We start from the raw sequence: 15,473 nt of genomic DNA, 5'->3' as shown, positions 1-15,473 counted from the left end.
GTCCAGCGGCGTGAACGCCTTGCAAGACAAGAGAAGAAGGGCAACTCGACGTCGAGTGCCACCAAGCCGGACGAACGCGCGGATCAGCGTTCGGGCGGATGTCCCGACTTGCCCGACCGGGGGAGGGGAAACGTGGAAGAGGAGGATCGAAGCCGGGGCATGCCACCTCGAGTCGTGTAGCCGCCGCCACCGTGTTGTGACGAGCGGGCCGACCAGGCTTCCCGGCGCTCCGCCCATAAAGATGCCGTAAATGTGGTGCCGGCGCAAACCTCCGCTCAGCGGACCGTCAAGCCCTGGTCGCGGGTTCGGCAGGTCGGCGCACTGCCACGACCGCCCAGCGGTCACCGCGCAAAGATCGCGTAAGAATCGGCCGAGACCGGGCGGATCGGGGCACCGAGCCAGGTACTGATGAGGCGTGGCGCGCTGAGGAGCCGCACGCCATCGCTCGGTTTCGCCGGGTGCGTCGTGAACCCTGCGTGGTGGAGCCTGGTGACATCGCTGTCGAAAGCAGCTTTACCGTGGCGGCGGTTGTCGCCGAGCGCGCGACATCCGGCGCGGATCGTCGTGCTGGCGTTCGGCGTGGCGACGCTGATCGGCACGGCGCTGTTGATGCTGCCGGTGGCGACGGAATCCGGCGTCGGCACGGACCCTGTTCCCGCGCTGTTCACGGCCGTGTCGGCGATCTGCGTAACGGGGCTCGTCGTGGTCGACACCCCGACGCACTGGTCGACTTTCGGCGAAGTGGTGGTGCTCGCCCTGATCCAGGTGGGCGGTTTCGGCATCATGACCCTCGCCTCGCTGCTGACCTTGCTCGTTTCACGCCGCCTCGGCCTGCGGATGCAGCTCACCGCGCAGGCGGAGACCAAGACCCTCGGGCTCGGTGACGTCCGCACCGTGGTCGGTGGCGTGATAGTGGTGAGTCTGGTCGTCGAGGCCGTGACCGCGGTCTTGCTGGGACTGCGGTTCCTGACCGGGTACGGCGAAACACCGGCACGGGCCGCATACCTGGGGATCTTCCACGCGGTGTCGGCGTTCAACAACGCCGGGTTCGCGCTGTACACCGACAGCCTGGTCGGGTTCGCCACGGACCCGTGGGTATGCCTGCCGATCCTGTGCGCGGTGATCCTCGGAGGACTGGGTTTCCCGGTCCTGTTCGAGCTCGTCCGCAGGCGAAACCGGAAGCGCTGGTCCCTGCACACGCGGATCACGGTGCCGGTGTACTTCGGGCTGTTGGTCATCGGCACACTGGCGGTCCTGGCGTTCGAGTGGGGCAACACCCTCGGCGAGCTCGACGTCCATCACAAACTGCTGGCGGGAGTGTTCCACGGCGTCATGCCGCGCACGGCGGGCTTCAACAGCATCGATGTCGGCGCGATGCAGTCGTCCACGTTGCTGGTCAACGATGTGCTGATGTTCATCGGCGGCGGTAGTGCCGGCACGGCTGGCGGGATCAAGGTGACCACCTTCGCCCTGCTGGCCTTCGTCATCCTCGCCGAGATCCGAGGCGAGCCGACGGTGCACGTGATGGACAGGCGACTCGCGGACCAGGTGCAGCGCCAAGCGCTGACCGTCGCTCTGCTCGGTGTGGGAGCGGTGATGGCCGGCACGATCGCGCTGCTGTCGATCAGTCCGTTCCCTCTTGACGACGTGCTGTTCGAGGCGACGTCGGCGTTCGGCACAGTCGGCATGTCCACCGGTATCACCGCCCAGCTTCCAGCCACCGGTCAGCTCGTCCTGATCGCGTTGATGTTCATCGGCAGACTCGGGCCGATCACTCTCGCGTCCGCACTCGCCCTGCGCGATCGCGCCCGGCGTTACGAACTCCCCGAGGAGCGACCTGTTGTCGGATGAACAAGCCTCACGGGTGGTCGTGGTCGGTCTGGGCCGCTTCGGCAGCTCACTCGCGCTCGAGCTCACCGCCCGCGGAACCGAGGTCCTCGGCATCGACTCCAACCCCAAGATCGTCCAGCAGCACGCGCACGAGCTCACCCACGCCGTCGTCGCCGACACCACCGACCCGGAGGTGATGAGGCAGCTCGGTGTCGGCCAGTTCCAGCGCGCCGTCGTCGGCATCGGAACCGACCTGGAAGCCAGCATCCTCACCACCGCCCTGCTGGTGGACTTCGAGATCCCCCACATCTGGGCGAAGGCGGTGAGCCGCCAGCACGGCCGCATCCTGGAACGCGTGGGAGCTCACCACGTCGTGCTGCCCGAGCACGAGATGGGGGAGCGCGTCGCTCATCTGGTGACCGGCCGGATGCTGGACTTCATCGAGTTCGAGGACGACTACGCGATGGTCAAGACCCGCGCGCCCGAAGAGGCCGTCGGCATGCCACTGGACCAGAGCCGTCTGCGGTCGAAGTACGGAGTGACCGTGGTCGGCGTGAAGCGGCAGGGAGAGGGCTTCACCTACGCCACCGCCGAGACCGTGATCAACCGCGGTGACGTGCTGATCCTGGCCGGCCGGACCTCCGAGGTCGAACGGGTGGCCGACCTCACCTGAGGTTCCCGGACTGGTGGGATCGCCAGGGACGCAGTCGCGGCGACCATCCCGGCACTGCGGCACGATAGGCGGCGTACTGGTCGCCGAACTGGCGCAGGAGTGCCGGTTCCTCGTGCCAGCGCACCATGGTCACGAACGCCGCGCTCACCACAACCGCGTAGGCCAACAGGATCACCTGTCCGAGCACCAGCGCCTGCCCGATGATCAGGGACAGCACAGCGAGGTACATGGGGTTGCGGACATGTCGGTAGAGCCCGCCCACGACAAGGCGATCAGGTGGCGCGATGGGCGCGGGCGTGCCGAACCCTTCGGCGACGAACCTGACGAACGCGGAGATCAGCACCGCCAGCGCGGCCAGCAGCACGACGACACCGAGAACACGCAGCGGCAACCAGAAGGGCAACGGTTCCTCTGCTTGCCATCGGGTCAGCAGCCACGGGATCAGCCCGGCGACTCCGCCCGGCGCCAGCACGAAGAACGCAGCGGAGCCGAGTGCCGCTTTCCGTCTCTCCATGGCGTACACCCTTACCCGTTGTGGGTCACTGCGGGTAGCTCTAAGGGCAGTCTTCGAGGGGTTGTTCACCTGGTCGGGCTACCACCTGGGCTGCGGAGAGCTGTCCGGAGTGCACTGCGTGTGTCTCGAAGGGACGGAGCGACGATGGCGGGTAGATGACGTCCGGTCCACGGAGCGCTGTGTTCTGACGCCGCACGTGCCGCACGACCGGCCGCATCTGCTGTTCCCACCAAGCCAACGCCTCGGCGGTATCTGTGAAGATGTCCAGCGCATCCCCCAGCAACTCGGCACCGCCGATCGCGAGCGACGCGTCCTCGTCACAGGGCCGGCCCGCACACCACGCGGCGTCGCCGACCAGCGCGATCTGCTTCGACACCCACCGGTGCGCGTGCACCTGGAAGCTCGTGCGCCGAGCAGTCGGCCCACCGTCTACTTGAGACAAGAACTCAGGCCCGAGCCAGGCGAGATCGCCGAAGACCTCCTGCACTGGAAGAGAAACATCGCCGCGCCAGGCGAACAGCGCCGCAGAGCCGCCGCCTCGCAAGGGATGAACACGGACCGTCCGCTCCGCGAGTTCCATCCAGACCGCAGCGTTCGTTGTCGTCTTCAGGCGGCTCGACACCGACACCGTGACCTGACGGTGCTCATGGTCCTCTCCGAAAGCGGCACAGCGGACTGCGGAGTCGTCACCGTCCGCACCGACAACGAGGTCGAACCAGTCCTCGTCTCCGTCCGGAAAGGTGACCGTGACCCCGCAGTCGTCTTCGACCAGGCTCAACACCTCGGCCTGCTCGCACACCTCGACATCGCCGATCGCTTCGCGAAGCACTGTCGCGACGTCGGCGCGGCGCAGCACAGGTGTCACCCCGGACGGCTTGGGACACAATGCGAACGGAGCCCCCGTCGCATCGACCACCAGCGTGTCGCATCGCGGCTGGCTGTGTTCGACGAGTGCCTGCAGCAGTCCCAGCCGCGCGGCCGCGTTGTACCCGACGCCGCGGAACGCGTGAGGGAACCCTTGGTCGCGAGACCCTGCGGTTCGTCCGGCGAGAACGATCTCCCAATCGCTGCGGCGCAAGCGCAGCGTGGTGGCCAATCCGGCGATGCCCGTGCCGACGACAAGAGCCCTTCTGGTGGGCATGACCGCTCCCTTCCGAACGGGGACACGTCACGCCGACCAGGCTTCCCGGCACACCTCCGCTGAGGGTAGTTCACGCCGGCGGTGCGCAACAGCCACTGACTGCGCGACGCCCCGTGCGGTCAGCGAGGTGCAAGAGCCCGTTTGACGGCGTTGGGCTACCCGGCGTCGGTGGTCGGTTCCTGCTCCGCGTCCTTTTCTGCGCGGCGCACGTCCGGTTCGAGGTAGATGACCTGCGCGATCGGCACTGCGGTCCGCACCCGGCGCTCAGCAGCGTCGATGGCCATCGCGATGTCTGTTCCGGTGGCTGATCTGCTGATGGCGACCTTGGCGGCGACCAGCAGTTCGTCGGGGCCCAGGTGCAGCGTCCGCAGGTGGATCACCGACTCGACCCCGTCGCCGGGCAGCGCCTTGGCGATCGCACTCTGGTGTTCGCGGGTGGCGCTTTCCCCGATGAGCAAGGACTTCATCTCGACGGCGAGGACCGCGGCGATGACGATCAGGAGCAGTCCGATCATCGCGGTGCCGGCGGCGTCCCAGCGTCCCTCACCGGTGATGAGGGTCATCGTGACGCCGATGAGGGCGAACACCAGGCCGCACAGTGCGCCGAGGTCCTCGAGCAGGATGACCGGCAGTTCCGGTGCCTTCGCGGTGCGGATGAACCGAGCCCAGGAGCGGCTGCCGCGGACGCGGTTGGACTCGAGCACCGCGGTGCGCAGTGCCAGGCCTTCAAGGACGATGGCTACCAGCAGAACCACGATCGGGACCCAGTGCCACGAGTCGATCGGGTGCGGGTCGGCCCATTTGTGCCACGCCTCGTAGAGCGCGAACAGGCCGCCGAGGCTGAACAGCACGATGGAGACGATGAACCCGTAGACGTAGCGCTCGCGGCCGTAACCGAAGGGATGTTCCGGGGTGGCTGCCCGCTTGGCGCGCTTGCCACCGAGCAGCAGCAGCGCCTGGTTGCTCGTGTCCGCCACCGAGTGCACCGACTCGGCGAGCATCGACGACGACGCGGTCAGCAAGAACGCGACGAACTTGGTCACGGCGATGCCCAGGTTGGCGAACATGGCCGTGACGACGGCTTTCGTGCTTCCTTCGGTAGCCACGAGCGAACTCTAGGGCTCGATCGCCGGCGTCGCGCTGTGACCTGCGGAATCAGCGGCTAGCGTGGTCGCTCTTCGAACCAGCACAGCGGGGAGTGACAGGGTCCGGATGGACGGCTACGGGTTCAACATCGCGCTTGTCGGCGCGTTGGTGCTGGTCAACGCGTTGTTCGCGGGCAGTGAAATGGCGTTGATCTCGCTGCGCGAGGGGCAGCTGCGCACCCTGGAGCGCGAAGGTGGCAAGGGGGCCCGGACCTTGGTGAGGCTCGCCAGGGACCCGAACCGGTTCCTCGCCACGATCCAGATCGGCATCACCCTGGCCGGCTTCCTCGCCTCGGCGACGGCTGCGGTGTCACTGGCCGAGCCGCTGGTGCCGCTGCTCGGGTTCCTCGATGGTGCCGCCTCGGGTGCGGCGGTGGCGCTGGTGACGATCGTGCTGACCTTCTTCACGCTCGTGTTCGGCGAGCTGGCGCCCAAGCGGCTGGCCATGCAGTACGCGCTGCGGTGGGCGTTGCTGGTGGCGCGGCCGCTGGACGTGTTGTCGACGATCTCGCGGCCCGCGGTGTGGACGCTCAGCGCCGCCACCAATCTCGTCGTGCGGATCTTCGGCGGCAATCCCGATGCCGATTCCGCGCAGCTCTCCCCGGAGGAGTTGCGGGACCTGGTGGAGAGCCAGCGCGGCCTCAACGCAGAACAGCGCGAGATCATCTTCGGTGCGTTGGAGATCCATGAACGCCGCCTGCGGGAGGTTCTGGTGCCCCGGCGGTCCGTGTTCATCCTGTCCGGCGACCTCGACGCGGCCACCGCACGCACCGAGCTCGCCTCCTCCGGCCACTCCCGAGCGCCGGTGGTGCGCGAAGGCCACCTCGACGACGTGATCGGCGTGGTGAATCTGCGCGACCTGCTCGACGACGATGTGAAGCTCGCCGATGTTGTGCGCGAGCCGGTCGTCTTCCCGGACTCGGTGCGCGTGTCGGAGGCGTTGCGCAGGTTCAAGATCGAGCGTGAGCAGTTCGGGCTCGTGATGGACGAACACGGTGCGGTGGCGGGCATCGTCACGTTGGAAGACCTCCTGGAGGAGATCGTCGGCGAGATCTACGACGAGACCGACCGCGATGTGATGGCCGTGGCCAGGGCCGAGGACGGCTCGCTGGTGCTGCCGGGCACGTTCCCCGTCCACGACCTGGTCGACGTCGGTGTCGAGCTGCCGGAAGCGCCCGCGGGCAACTACTCCACGATCGCAGGCCTGGTGCTCGTCGTCCTCGGGCGCATCCCCGAGAAGCCGGGCGACGTCGTGCGGGTGTCGGGGTGGGAGATCGAGGTGCTGGCGGTGGCGCACCACGCGATCACGTCGGTGCGGTTGCGGCAGGCGGGTAGCCGCTAGGGCAGCATCGTGTCCGGCGGGATCTGCAGCGCGATGGTGATCAACGAGTGCACCCGCGTCGCGATGATCGCGAGCAGACCCTGCATCTCCGGTGCGGCGCCGTCCGCGGCCGACTGCAACGTCTGCAGGTCGGTGTCGATCAGGCTCAGGATCGTCGCAACGTCGCCGGATCTCGCGCTCAGCGCCGTGGAGATCTCCTCCAGGGGAACACCGTGGACTTCCAGACGTTGAACCAGGTGAATGCGATCGACATCGGCAGGGGAGTAGAGGCGGTAGTTCGACGCGGTGCGCTGCGCGGGGCTGATCAGGCCCAACGTCGTGTAGTAGTCGACGGTCCGGATGCTGACGCCGGCGCGGGCGGCTAGCTCGCCGATCTTGAGCAGTGCCTCCGTCACATTCACCTCCTCGTCCCTGCCAACCGTACAGTGCTACGTGCTACTGTGAAGTATGCCTGACCAAGCCGACATAGACGGCTGTAGTAGTGCGCCGGGGCGAACCCGGCTGAACTTTCTCGCTGCCGCGGGTGCGGCATGTTGATTCTCTCCGGCCTGCTGGCGATCGTGGCGCTGACTGTCGCCACCGGCTACTTCGTGGCCCAGGAATTCGCCTACATGGCGGTCGACCGCGGTCGGTTGCAGCAGATGGCCGAGGCGGGCGACAAAGCAGCTGAGCGTGCCTACCGCGTGACGCAGAAGCTGTCGTTCATGCTGTCGGGCGCGCAGTTCGGCATCACGGTGACGGCGCTGCTCGTCGGTTACGTGGCGGAGCCGCTGCTCGGCACCGGCCTCGCGAACCTGCTCGGACTGCCCGAGTCGTTCGGCGTGCCGCTGTCGATGGCCGTGGCGCTGATCTTCGCGACCGTCGTGCAGATGGTGCTGGGCGAGCTCCTGCCGAAGAACCTCGCGATCGCCAAGCCCGAAGCGCTCGCCAAGTGGCTGAGCTCCTCGACGCTGGTCTACCTCAAGATCGCGGGTCCGATCATCCGGTTGTTCGACGCAGCCGCCAACAAGCTGTTGCGCGCCATCGGGATCGAGCCGGTGGAGGAGCTGCCGCAGGGCGCGACACCGGAGGATCTCAAGCAGATCGTCGGCGATGCCGGTGAACAGGGTCACCTCGACCCGGAGCTCGCCCAGCTGCTCGACCACGGCCTGGACTTCCGTGAGCTGGTGGCGGAGCAGGCGATGACGCCGCGCGTGAACGTGCACTCGGTGCGGTGCGACGAGCCTGCCTCCCGTGTGGTGGAGCTGCTCGACACCGGGCACTCGCGTTTCCCCGTGACGGGCGACGACTTGGATGACATCCGGGGCGTCGTGGGCTTGGCCGAGGTCTTGACGCTCACGCCGGAACAGCGGCCGGTCACACCGATCGGTGAGATCGCCTCGCCCGCGCTCGTCGTACCGGCGACGCTGCCACTGCCGGCCGTGCTGGAACGGCTGCGCACCGAGCGCCGCCAGCTGGCCTGCGTGCTCGACGAGTTCGGCGGGTTCGCCGGGATCATCTCGCTGGAGGACCTCGCCGAGGAGTTGGTCGGTGAGATCCACGACGAGGACGACATCGTCGAGGACGCCATCGAGCGCCTCGACGAACAGCGCTGGCAGGTGCCCGGCCGGATGCGGCTCGACGAGGTCGAGGACGCGACCGGCATCGCGTTGCCGGAGAACGACGCCTACGACACGGTGTCCGGGTTGGTGCTGCACGACCTCGGCCGCACGGCCGAAGTCGGTGACGAGATCGAGTTCGGCGACATCGTGCTGCTGGTCACCGCGGTGGCGCGCAACGTGCCCGACACGGTGGTTCTGACGGCGCGGCTGCGGGAGGAGGCCCGATGAGCATCGGCTTGTCCCTCACGGTCTCCGTGATCCTGCTGGCGCTCAACGCCTTCTTCGTCGCGGCCGAGTTCGCGTTGATCGCGGCCAAGCGACACCGCCTGGAACAGGAAGCCGAGACCTCACGCGCGGCACGGGCCGCCGTCGCGGGTGTGCGAGAGCTGTCGCTCATGCTCGCGGGCGCCCAGCTCGGCATCACGCTGTGCACGCTCGGACTCGGCGCGCTGGCCAAGCCCGCCGTGGCCGATCTGCTCGATCCGCTGCTGCAGGCGACCGGGCTGCCGGATGGTGTCGCGTACGGCATCGCGTTCGCGATCAGCCTGGTGCTGGTGGTGTTCCTGCACATGGTCGTCGGTGAGATGGCGCCGAAGTCCTGGGCGATTTCACACCCCGAGAAGTCGGCGCTGATGCTGGCGCTGCCGTTCCGCGCGTTCGCGCACTCGGTGCGTTGGATCCTCAGTGGACTCAACCACACCACGAACGGCCTGCTGCGTTTGATGAAGGTCGAGCCGCAGGACGAGCTCGCGCAGGCTCACCGGCCCGACGATCTGCGCCTGTTGGTGCGGCAGTCCGGCGAGCACGGCCTGATCGGTGAGCACCAGCAGCGGCTGCTGACCCGCATGCTGCAGGTGCAGAAGACGACGCTGCGCGAGGTCATGGTGGCCGTCGAGGACACCTCCACGGTCACCGAGCACACCACGGCCCGCGCGATCGAACGCCGGAGCCTCCACTGTGGACGATCACGATTCCCGGTGAGGAACCTGCGGGGCGAGTTCGTCGGCCTGGTGCACATCCGTGACGCCATGCGCGCCACCGCCGCCGGAACCGACCCGGCCGCGCGGGAACTCATGAGCCCCGTGCTGACGTTGTCCGCTTCGATGCCGGTCGCCGCAGCCGTCAGCGCGATGAAGGCGGACCGTGCACAGCTCGCGCTGGTGTCCGACGACGACCGCGTTGTCGGCATCGCGGCACTCGAAGATCTGCTCGAAGAGCTCATCGGCGACTTCGACGACGAGACCGACGCACCGCGCGTTGCGGTGCGCCAGAACTAACCCCTCACCCCGTCCCCGCAGGAGGAGACTGCCCATGTTCAAGCGGATGCTCAGCGCGTTCGGCGTCGGCGGACCGTCCGTCGACACCGTGCTGGACTCACCGCACGCCGTGCCCGGCCAGGTTGTCACCGGTCAGGTGCGCATCCAGGGTGGCAGCGCGGACGCCGAGATCGGCCAGGTCGTGCTGTCGCTGGTCACCCGCGTCGAGGTCGAGCACGGCGACCACGAGTACGGCGGTGTTTCCGAGTTCATGCGCTCCGTGGTGCAGCAAGGCGTGCGCGTTCCGGCGGGCCAGCTCGTCGCGATCCCGTTCCAGCTGCCGATCCCGTGGGAGACGCCGATCACCGCGGTCGGCGGCGCCCCGCTGCCCGGCATGACCGTCGGCGTGCGCACCGAGCTCGTGATCGCGGGTGCCCCGGACAAGGGCGACCTCGACCCGGTCCTGGTCGGCCCGCTGCCCTCGCAGGACGCGGTGCTGAACGCCTTCGGGCAGCTCGGCTTCTCGTTCCGCAGCGCGGATGTCGAGGCCGGCCGCATCCGCGGTGTGCACCAGGAACTCGGCTTCTACCAGGAGATCGAGTTCTTCCCACCGGCCCAGTTCGCCAGCGCGGTCAGCCAGGTCGAGCTGACCTTCGTCGCCAGCCCGCACGAGCTCTACGTCGTGCTGGAGGCTGACAAGCGCGGCGGCATGTTCTCGTCGGGCGGTGACGCGTTCGGGCACTTCCGCGTGTCGCACCAGGAGGCGCAGGCCACCGACTGGGCGTCGGCGATCAACGGCTGGCTCGCGCAGGTGGCCCAGCGCGGCCACGCCAACCCCGCCTTCGGTGGTGGTCACGCGGGCTACAACCCGGCGTTCGGCGGCCAGCCCATGCACGGTCACCAGGGCTACGACCAGCACGGACACCACGGGCATCACGGTCACCGCAGCGGTCCCGGCATGGGCGGCATGATCGCCGCGGGTGCGGCCGGTGTCGTCGGCGGCATGGTGCTCGGCGAGGTCGTGGAAGAGGTCTTCGAGGACGACGGCGGCGGCGACTTCGCGTTCGAGGAGTGATCTGCGGGTCGAACTGACTCTCCTCCGGTTCGGTGCTCTTGGCAGGGCGCCGAACCGGAGCGATGGTGAGGCTGGCACGACGAGCGAGCGGGAGGGCCGGACATTGGGGCTGGCAGACCGTGAGAAGCGGGAACTGGACGAGATCGAACAGCGCTTGGCGGAGGAAGACCCCAAGCTCGCCGCCAAGCTCAACCGGCCCAGCCCGCTCGCTTTCCTTTCCAGCGGAACGATGCGGGTGCTCGGTGTGGTCGTCGCCTACGTCGTCGGCCTGCTGGCGATGATGGCCGGGGTGACGTGGTCGTCGTTCCTGCTGATCGCGCTCGGCGCCGGATTGTGCCTGAGCGCGTTCGTCGGTCTGCTGGTGCGCACCTGGCGCAAGCATCGCGAGTAGCAAGGCGGAACCAACCTGACTTCGGTTCCGCGACTACGATCATCAGTACGTGGGACGTCGCTTTCGAGGAACCAGCGGGGAGAGCACATGGCCGTCTCGGGAATCATCAGCGCGTTGATCGTCGGCCTGATCATCGGAGCGCTCGGACGCCTGGTCGTGCCGGGCAAGCAGAAGATCCCGGTCTGGTTGACGATCCTGATCGGCATCGCCGCCGCCATGCTGGGCACGCTGGTCGCGAACGCGCTGGGGGTCGGCGACACCAACGGCATCGACTGGATCGAGCTGATCATCCAGGTGGCTCTGGCGGCAGTCGGCGTGAGCATCGCGGCCGGAGCATGGAGCCGCAAGTCCGTGCATTGACGCCTTGGCAGGGCCGCGGGAAGCCTGCTCAGACCGCGGGTTCAACCGTTGAGGCTCGGCGCTGTCCTGGTGATCCGGCAGTCCTGGTGTTCAACCGGGCGAAGTGTCCTGGCAGTAACAGGTTCGCGACGCGGACGCGCGTCGATTGTCCTTTGGGGACACTCCGGAATCGATGTTCTCACCGCCGTCGGACCACCGGAGCCGGCCAGCCGCCGCACCCGCCGTCCCACGTCCGCGATGTCGGCGTCGGCGTCGGTGTCGACGACCACCAGCACCCGCTCGGCGTGCCGCGCTGGACGGCTTCAGGCGGTACAGATGGGATTACACCGCCGCCGCCTGCCTGCTCGGCGTCGCGGTGATCATGTACGTACCCCGAGGCGAACCAGATTCGCCGTGCGTTGACCCGCTGAGAGCGGGACAGTGGTGAAGTGAGCGCATCGAGCGGCGCACCGGTGCTGGTGGTCGGATTCGACGATCAAGCGGCAAGTCTGGCCGCGTTGCGCACTGCGGCGGATCTTGCGCTTCGGCTCGGTGCGGACCTGCACGTGGTGCACGGCATCGATGCGCGCGATGAGCCCGTCGACCCCGACACCGACGTCGGCACCTGGGACACCTACAAGCACAAGGCGCTGGAGCATCTGCGCGTCCAGGTGGAGCAGACCTTGGCCGCACATCCTGGTGCCTGGACCTACCACGCGGCGAACGGCAACCCCGCGAAGTTGCTGGTCAGGATCGCCGATGAAGAGCAGGCTCTGATGATCGTGGTCGGCACGCACCGGCATCGCTCGCTCGCCCGGATGATGCGAGGCTCGGTGAGCCGTGGCGTGGCAAGGGCCGCCCATCATCCCGTCCTGCTCGTCGCCGACTTCGCAGGGCGATGACGTTCTTCAACCGACCAGTGCCGCAGTGGTCGTGCAGGCGAGCAACACCCCGCCAAGCCCCGTGACGGTGCGGACCACGGCGTTCAGCACGGCGTAGAGGTAGGCCTTCTGCTCCACCAGGCGCAGCGTCTCGTAGCTGAAGGTGCTGTAGGTCGTCAGCGCCCCGCAGAACCCGGTGCCCACCAGGGTGAACACCTGACTCGGCAGCGCGCCGCCGGCACCGGCGAGCGCACCCAGGACCAGGCAGCCGGCGAGGTTCACGCCGAAGGTCCCCCCACGGGAACAGACTGTCGTGACGCGACTGCACGAACCGATCGGTCAAGTACCTCAGCGGAGCACCGACCATCGCGCCGACGAACACCAGCACCGCCGTCACGACTGCCTCGTGGACCAGAGCGAGGCCGACATCCGCCGCTGCCTCGACGCGGGCGCCGCCACCGTGCAGCTGGACTTCACCGAGGGCAGGCTCTCGCTCAAGCTCGGCCCGAGCTGTGGCCTGCTGCAGACGTTCGTCGACCTCAACAACCAGGTCCTCGACCGGTTCTCCGCAGAGGAGCGGCAACGCATCGGCCTGCACACCTGCCCCGGCGGCGACCAGAACAGCACGCACAGCCTGGACATCGACTACGCCGAACTGCTGCCGGACCTGTTCCAGACCCACGCCGGCAAGCTCTACCTCCAGCTCGCGAGCGAACCCGACCGCCGCCAGGTGCTGGAAGTGATCAGGGAGCAAGCGCCGGCCGACGCCACGATCTTCATCGGGGTGATCGACCCGATCGACCCGCGGGTCGAGTCCGCGGAGGAAGTGCGCGACCGGGTGCTGGAAGCGGCCGAGTTCATCCCCGTGGAACGACTCGGCACGTGCGACGACTGCGGTCGACGACCTGCGTCGCGGGTGGGAGCTGCACATCGGGTTCGAGGGCACCAAGGACCTGATCCAGTTCTACCTCGCGGCCGACCGCGGCAACCACCACCCGGCCACCGGCGGCAACTCGGGCATCCCGGCCTTGTGCGCCTCCCACCGCTCGATCGGGCAGCGGCCGAGCCGGCGGTGCTGACGCTGGTTCGCACGGCCCAGCCACTCAGCGAGCTGAGCGTTGAAGTCGGCCGGTGAGGTGGAACCGCGGCCGGGCAGGAACCAGGTCTCCGGATCGGCCGGACGACAACGGATGACTTTGATGCCAAGCGTTCCGGGTTCGCCGCGAGCTCAGCAAGGCAGAAGTGAATCTGGAGAGCTCAGCGAGCACGACGGTCTGCTGGGCGAGGGCACGATCGTGCGGTCAGTGAAGGTCCATGCCTTCGAAGACCTGCTTGGAAGACCCTTGTCGGGCGATGTCGAGCATCACGCGGCCGAGACGTTCGGCGGTGGTGGTGTAGCGGGGCAGGAGCCGGTCGAGCACGGGGAAAGCACGGACGGCCACCCGGTATCCGAGGCTGTAGCGGTCGAGGTCGTTGAGGTGCATCGGCTGCACGTGAGCGGGTCGCAGCGTGTACATCGTGTCCGGGAAGATCTTCAGCAGTTCTTGTTCGGTCTCGCCTTTGACGCGAGCTGCACGCAACCGGGCGTCGGCGCCGGCGTCGACCGCGGAGACGAAGCAGAAGCGCAGCTGGGGGTTGTGGGCGGCGAGGGTGCGCGCTGCCGCGAGGGTGAAGTCACGGGTGACCCGGACGTACTCCGAGCCCTTGAGGGCGCTGGAGGTGCGGCCCAGGCACCAGAAGCACGCGTCGAAGCCGGCGAGCTGGTCCGCGATCGTCGAGTAGTCGGTGAAGTCGTCGTGGAGCAGCTGCCGCAGGTGTGGATGCTTGAAGTCCAGGGCGCGTCGCGTCACGACGAGCACCTCGTCGACGTCAGGCGCTGACAGGCACTGTTCCAGGACACCCCGGCCAACAGTGCCTGTGGCCCCGAAAAGCAGGATCTTCATCGTTTCCTCTTCGCGTCGAGCGATCAGAGATGTTCCTCCGAGGCAGAACACCAAGTGGAGATCTCTCCGCTTGAAGGCGAGCTTAACGGAGACCTCTCCGCTTGGCAAGATGGCCTGGTCGCTCCAACCAAAAGCGGGTTGATCGTCCCGGTTGTCGGACTGCGGGTCCTGCAGGCGATCACCTTCTGATCGGTGGAGGGTCAGCGTGTCGCCGGGCCGTGAGTGATGCGGGTGTAGTCCGCGAGGTGTTCGAAGTGCCGGGCGCACATCGGTAAGTGGCGCGCTCGCGACTCGACGTCCGCGCGCAGGCCTTCCCGGACTTGGTGTTGCCAAAGCGGAGAGCTCTCCGCTAATGTCTGCGGCGAACGGAGAGGTCTCCGTTTCGCTGAAGCGCAGTCGCCACAACACTGGCCGGTTCCAACTTCATCCGCCAGGTCGACGAGCGGCGGCGTCAGTGGACGTCGCCCTGACCGTCGATGAGATCGCACGCCTGCAACGGCCCTGCATGCCCCGCTTCGACGTCCAGGGCGTGTTCGGCGACGCCGAACCGCAAGCGCATCACACCGTCCGCACCCTCCAGTTCGGCGCTCCCAACGCCTGAACCATCCACAAAGGAGCAATTACGATGCTTCGCCATGCCCGGGCCGCCGTTTTCGGTGCCGTCCTGCTCACCGTCGGGCCGTTGCTCTACCTGCTCGCCGAGGCGATCGCCGCGCTCGCGTGGACAGAGCCCAATTACGACTACTTCTACCACTACGTCAGCGATCTGGGCATCGCCGGGCCGCCGTCCCACGTGTTCGGGCAGGACGTGTACTCGCCGTGGGCTGTGGTGATGAACACCGGCTTCATCGGCTACGGCCTGTTGTTCGTCATCGCGGCCTTCCTCGTGCTGCGAGCGACCTCGGGAGCCCGGCCGAAGATCCTGCTGACCGTCGCCGTCATCTTCGGCATTGGCATCGGCATGGTCGGCATGTTCCAGGGCTCGCAGGCCAGCATCGACAACGGACAGATCCTCTACCACGTGATCGGCGCCCAGGCCACCATCGTCGGCGGCAACCTGTTGACGATCCTGGCCGCGTCGTTCCGCGACCGCCTCGGCATGTCGCCCGCCGTCGGCCGCACTCTGCTCGTGCTCGGAGTGATCGGACTGCTCGGGTTCGCCGCCTTCATGATCGATGTCCGGGGCGGGATCAACATCTACGTCGGCATGTTCGAACGCCTCGCCATCTACCCGATCGTCGTGGCGCACGTGGTGTTCGGAGTCTCGCTGCTCGTCAGCCGGAAGCGCCGGCCGGTCACCGCACCCCGCAACCACGCCGTCCCTGCGGCGGCTTGAGGAGAT

16 protein-coding genes and 2 pseudogenes are annotated in these 15,473 nt (G+C 67.7%); 12 read left to right on the top strand and 6 right to left on the bottom strand.

All coding sequences use genetic code 11. The annotated features are described in order from the left end of the window. Nucleotides 1–498 precede the first annotated feature (498 nt). Both LFM09_RS10030 and LFM09_RS10025 read left to right on the top strand, forming a co-directional pair. Complete coding sequence (locus LFM09_RS10030; RefSeq protein ID WP_414096327.1) at nucleotides 499–1,851, top strand: TrkH family potassium uptake protein; 1,353 nt, start codon at nucleotides 499–501, stop codon at nucleotides 1,849–1,851. Beyond that, nucleotides 1,838–2,503 (top strand): potassium channel family protein, encoded by a 666-nt coding sequence (locus tag LFM09_RS10025; RefSeq protein WP_414096326.1) that lies wholly within the window; start codon nucleotides 1,838–1,840, stop codon nucleotides 2,501–2,503. The genes LFM09_RS10030 and LFM09_RS10025 overlap by 14 nt, the downstream gene beginning before the upstream one ends. Here LFM09_RS10025 and LFM09_RS10020 read toward each other — a convergent pair. The 3 genes from LFM09_RS10020 to LFM09_RS10010 all read right to left on the bottom strand — a co-directional run bounded on the left by LFM09_RS10020 (nucleotide 2,496) and on the right by LFM09_RS10010 (nucleotide 5,264). Next, nucleotides 2,496–3,017, bottom strand: a complete 522-nt coding sequence (locus LFM09_RS10020; protein ID WP_414096056.1) for a methyltransferase family protein — start codon at nucleotides 3,015–3,017, stop codon at nucleotides 2,496–2,498. The genes LFM09_RS10025 and LFM09_RS10020 overlap by 8 nt on opposite strands. A gap of 40 nt (nucleotides 3,018–3,057) precedes the next feature. Continuing rightward, nucleotides 3,058–4,158 carry an FAD-dependent oxidoreductase gene (locus tag LFM09_RS10015; protein WP_414096055.1) on the bottom strand — a complete coding sequence of 367 codons (1,101 nt, stop codon included), beginning with the start codon at nucleotides 4,156–4,158 and terminating at the stop codon, nucleotides 3,058–3,060. 155 nt (nucleotides 4,159–4,313) lie between these two features. Beyond that, nucleotides 4,314–5,264 carry a cation diffusion facilitator family transporter gene (locus LFM09_RS10010; RefSeq protein WP_414096054.1) on the bottom strand — a complete coding sequence of 317 codons (951 nt, stop codon included), beginning with the start codon at nucleotides 5,262–5,264 and terminating at the stop codon, nucleotides 4,314–4,316. Nucleotides 5,265–5,370: 106 nt separating this feature from the next. Here LFM09_RS10010 and LFM09_RS10005 point away from each other — a divergent pair, with 106 nt between their 5' ends. After that, on the top strand, nucleotides 5,371–6,645 hold the full coding sequence (locus tag LFM09_RS10005; protein ID WP_414096053.1) for a hemolysin family protein: 1,275 nt from the start codon (nucleotides 5,371–5,373) through the stop codon (nucleotides 6,643–6,645). Here LFM09_RS10005 and LFM09_RS10000 read toward each other — a convergent pair. Further along, entirely contained in the window at nucleotides 6,642–7,040 is a 399-nt protein-coding gene (locus LFM09_RS10000) for a MerR family transcriptional regulator (RefSeq protein WP_414096052.1), read from the bottom strand. The two genes, LFM09_RS10005 and LFM09_RS10000, sit on opposite strands and share 4 nt — an antisense overlap. Nucleotides 7,041–7,175: 135 nt before the next feature. Here LFM09_RS10000 and LFM09_RS09995 point away from each other — a divergent pair, with 135 nt between their 5' ends. From LFM09_RS09995 to LFM09_RS09970, 6 genes are all read left to right on the top strand, one after another. Then, the gene (locus tag LFM09_RS09995) at nucleotides 7,176–8,474 is read left to right on the top strand and encodes a hemolysin family protein (protein WP_414096051.1); all 1,299 of its coding nucleotides are present in this window, start codon (nucleotides 7,176–7,178) and stop codon (nucleotides 8,472–8,474) included. Next, entirely contained in the window at nucleotides 8,471–9,523 is a 1,053-nt protein-coding gene (locus tag LFM09_RS09990; protein ID WP_414096050.1) for a hemolysin family protein, read from the top strand. Before LFM09_RS09995 ends, LFM09_RS09990 begins: the two co-directional genes overlap by 4 nt. 34 nt (nucleotides 9,524–9,557) lie before the next feature. Next, on the top strand, nucleotides 9,558–10,577 hold the full coding sequence (locus tag LFM09_RS09985; RefSeq protein WP_414096049.1) for a sporulation protein: 1,020 nt from the start codon (nucleotides 9,558–9,560) through the stop codon (nucleotides 10,575–10,577). Nucleotides 10,578–10,680: 103 nt separating this feature from the next. Then, a complete protein-coding gene (locus tag LFM09_RS09980; protein WP_414096048.1) occupies nucleotides 10,681–10,968 on the top strand; it encodes a DUF3040 domain-containing protein in 288 nt (95 codons plus the stop codon). An 87-nt stretch (nucleotides 10,969–11,055) separates the two neighbouring features. Continuing rightward, the gene (locus LFM09_RS09975; protein WP_414096047.1) at nucleotides 11,056–11,328 is read left to right on the top strand and encodes a GlsB/YeaQ/YmgE family stress response membrane protein; all 273 of its coding nucleotides are present in this window, start codon (nucleotides 11,056–11,058) and stop codon (nucleotides 11,326–11,328) included. A 428-nt stretch (nucleotides 11,329–11,756) separates the two neighbouring features. Then, on the top strand, nucleotides 11,757–12,209 hold the full coding sequence (locus LFM09_RS09970; RefSeq protein ID WP_414096046.1) for a universal stress protein: 453 nt from the start codon (nucleotides 11,757–11,759) through the stop codon (nucleotides 12,207–12,209). Between the two features lie 6 nt (nucleotides 12,210–12,215). On the opposite strand, the pseudogene crcB reads toward LFM09_RS09970, so the two are convergent. Further along, nucleotides 12,216–12,585 (bottom strand): annotated as a pseudogene (gene crcB, locus LFM09_RS09965) (fluoride efflux transporter CrcB). Nucleotides 12,586–12,591: 6 nt separating this feature from the next. On the opposite strand from crcB, the pseudogene LFM09_RS09960 reads away from it, so the two are divergent. Then, a pseudogene (locus tag LFM09_RS09960) lies at nucleotides 12,592–13,095 on the top strand (5-methyltetrahydropteroyltriglutamate--homocysteine methyltransferase); the annotation flags it as partial. Between the two features lie 394 nt (nucleotides 13,096–13,489). Here LFM09_RS09960 and LFM09_RS09955 read toward each other — a convergent pair. Next, on the bottom strand, nucleotides 13,490–14,131 hold the full coding sequence (locus LFM09_RS09955; protein WP_414096044.1) for an NAD(P)H-binding protein: 642 nt from the start codon (nucleotides 14,129–14,131) through the stop codon (nucleotides 13,490–13,492). A 454-nt stretch (nucleotides 14,132–14,585) separates the two neighbouring features. Between LFM09_RS09955 and LFM09_RS09950 the strand changes: the two genes are divergently transcribed. Both LFM09_RS09950 and LFM09_RS09945 read left to right on the top strand, forming a co-directional pair. Then, on the top strand, nucleotides 14,586–14,732 hold the full coding sequence (locus LFM09_RS09950; RefSeq protein ID WP_414096043.1) for a hypothetical protein: 147 nt from the start codon (nucleotides 14,586–14,588) through the stop codon (nucleotides 14,730–14,732). A 24-nt stretch (nucleotides 14,733–14,756) separates the two neighbouring features. After that, nucleotides 14,757–15,467, top strand: coding sequence for a DUF998 domain-containing protein (locus LFM09_RS09945; protein ID WP_414096042.1), 711 nt, complete (start codon nucleotides 14,757–14,759; stop codon nucleotides 15,465–15,467). Nucleotides 15,468–15,473 lie beyond the last annotated feature (6 nt).

The organism is Lentzea alba (genome assembly GCF_047445655.1).
Lineage (GTDB): Bacteria > Actinomycetota > Actinomycetes > Mycobacteriales > Pseudonocardiaceae > Lentzea > Lentzea alba_A.
This window is presented reverse-complemented; position numbering and strand designations above follow the sequence as displayed.

Bases quoted from the DNA above. Each gene is read 5' to 3' on its own strand.
- LFM09_RS10020 (WP_414096056.1), bottom strand. From the start codon at position 3,017: ATGGAGAGACGGAAAGCGGCACTCGGCTCCGCTGCGTTCTTCGTGCTG.
- LFM09_RS10015 (WP_414096055.1), bottom strand. From the start codon at position 4,158: ATGCCCACCAGAAGGGCTCTTGTCGTCGGCACGGGCATCGCCGGATTG.
- LFM09_RS10005 (WP_414096053.1), top strand. From the start codon at position 5,371: ATGGACGGCTACGGGTTCAACATCGCGCTTGTCGGCGCGTTGGTGCTG.
- LFM09_RS09995 (WP_414096051.1), top strand. From the start codon at position 7,176: ATGTTGATTCTCTCCGGCCTGCTGGCGATCGTGGCGCTGACTGTCGCC.
- LFM09_RS09990 (WP_414096050.1), top strand. From the start codon at position 8,471: ATGAGCATCGGCTTGTCCCTCACGGTCTCCGTGATCCTGCTGGCGCTC.
- LFM09_RS09985 (WP_414096049.1), top strand. From the start codon at position 9,558: ATGTTCAAGCGGATGCTCAGCGCGTTCGGCGTCGGCGGACCGTCCGTC.
- LFM09_RS09975 (WP_414096047.1), top strand. From the start codon at position 11,056: ATGGCCGTCTCGGGAATCATCAGCGCGTTGATCGTCGGCCTGATCATC.
- LFM09_RS09955 (WP_414096044.1), bottom strand. From the start codon at position 14,131: ATGAAGATCCTGCTTTTCGGGGCCACAGGCACTGTTGGCCGGGGTGTC.
- LFM09_RS09945 (WP_414096042.1), top strand. From the start codon at position 14,757: ATGCTTCGCCATGCCCGGGCCGCCGTTTTCGGTGCCGTCCTGCTCACC.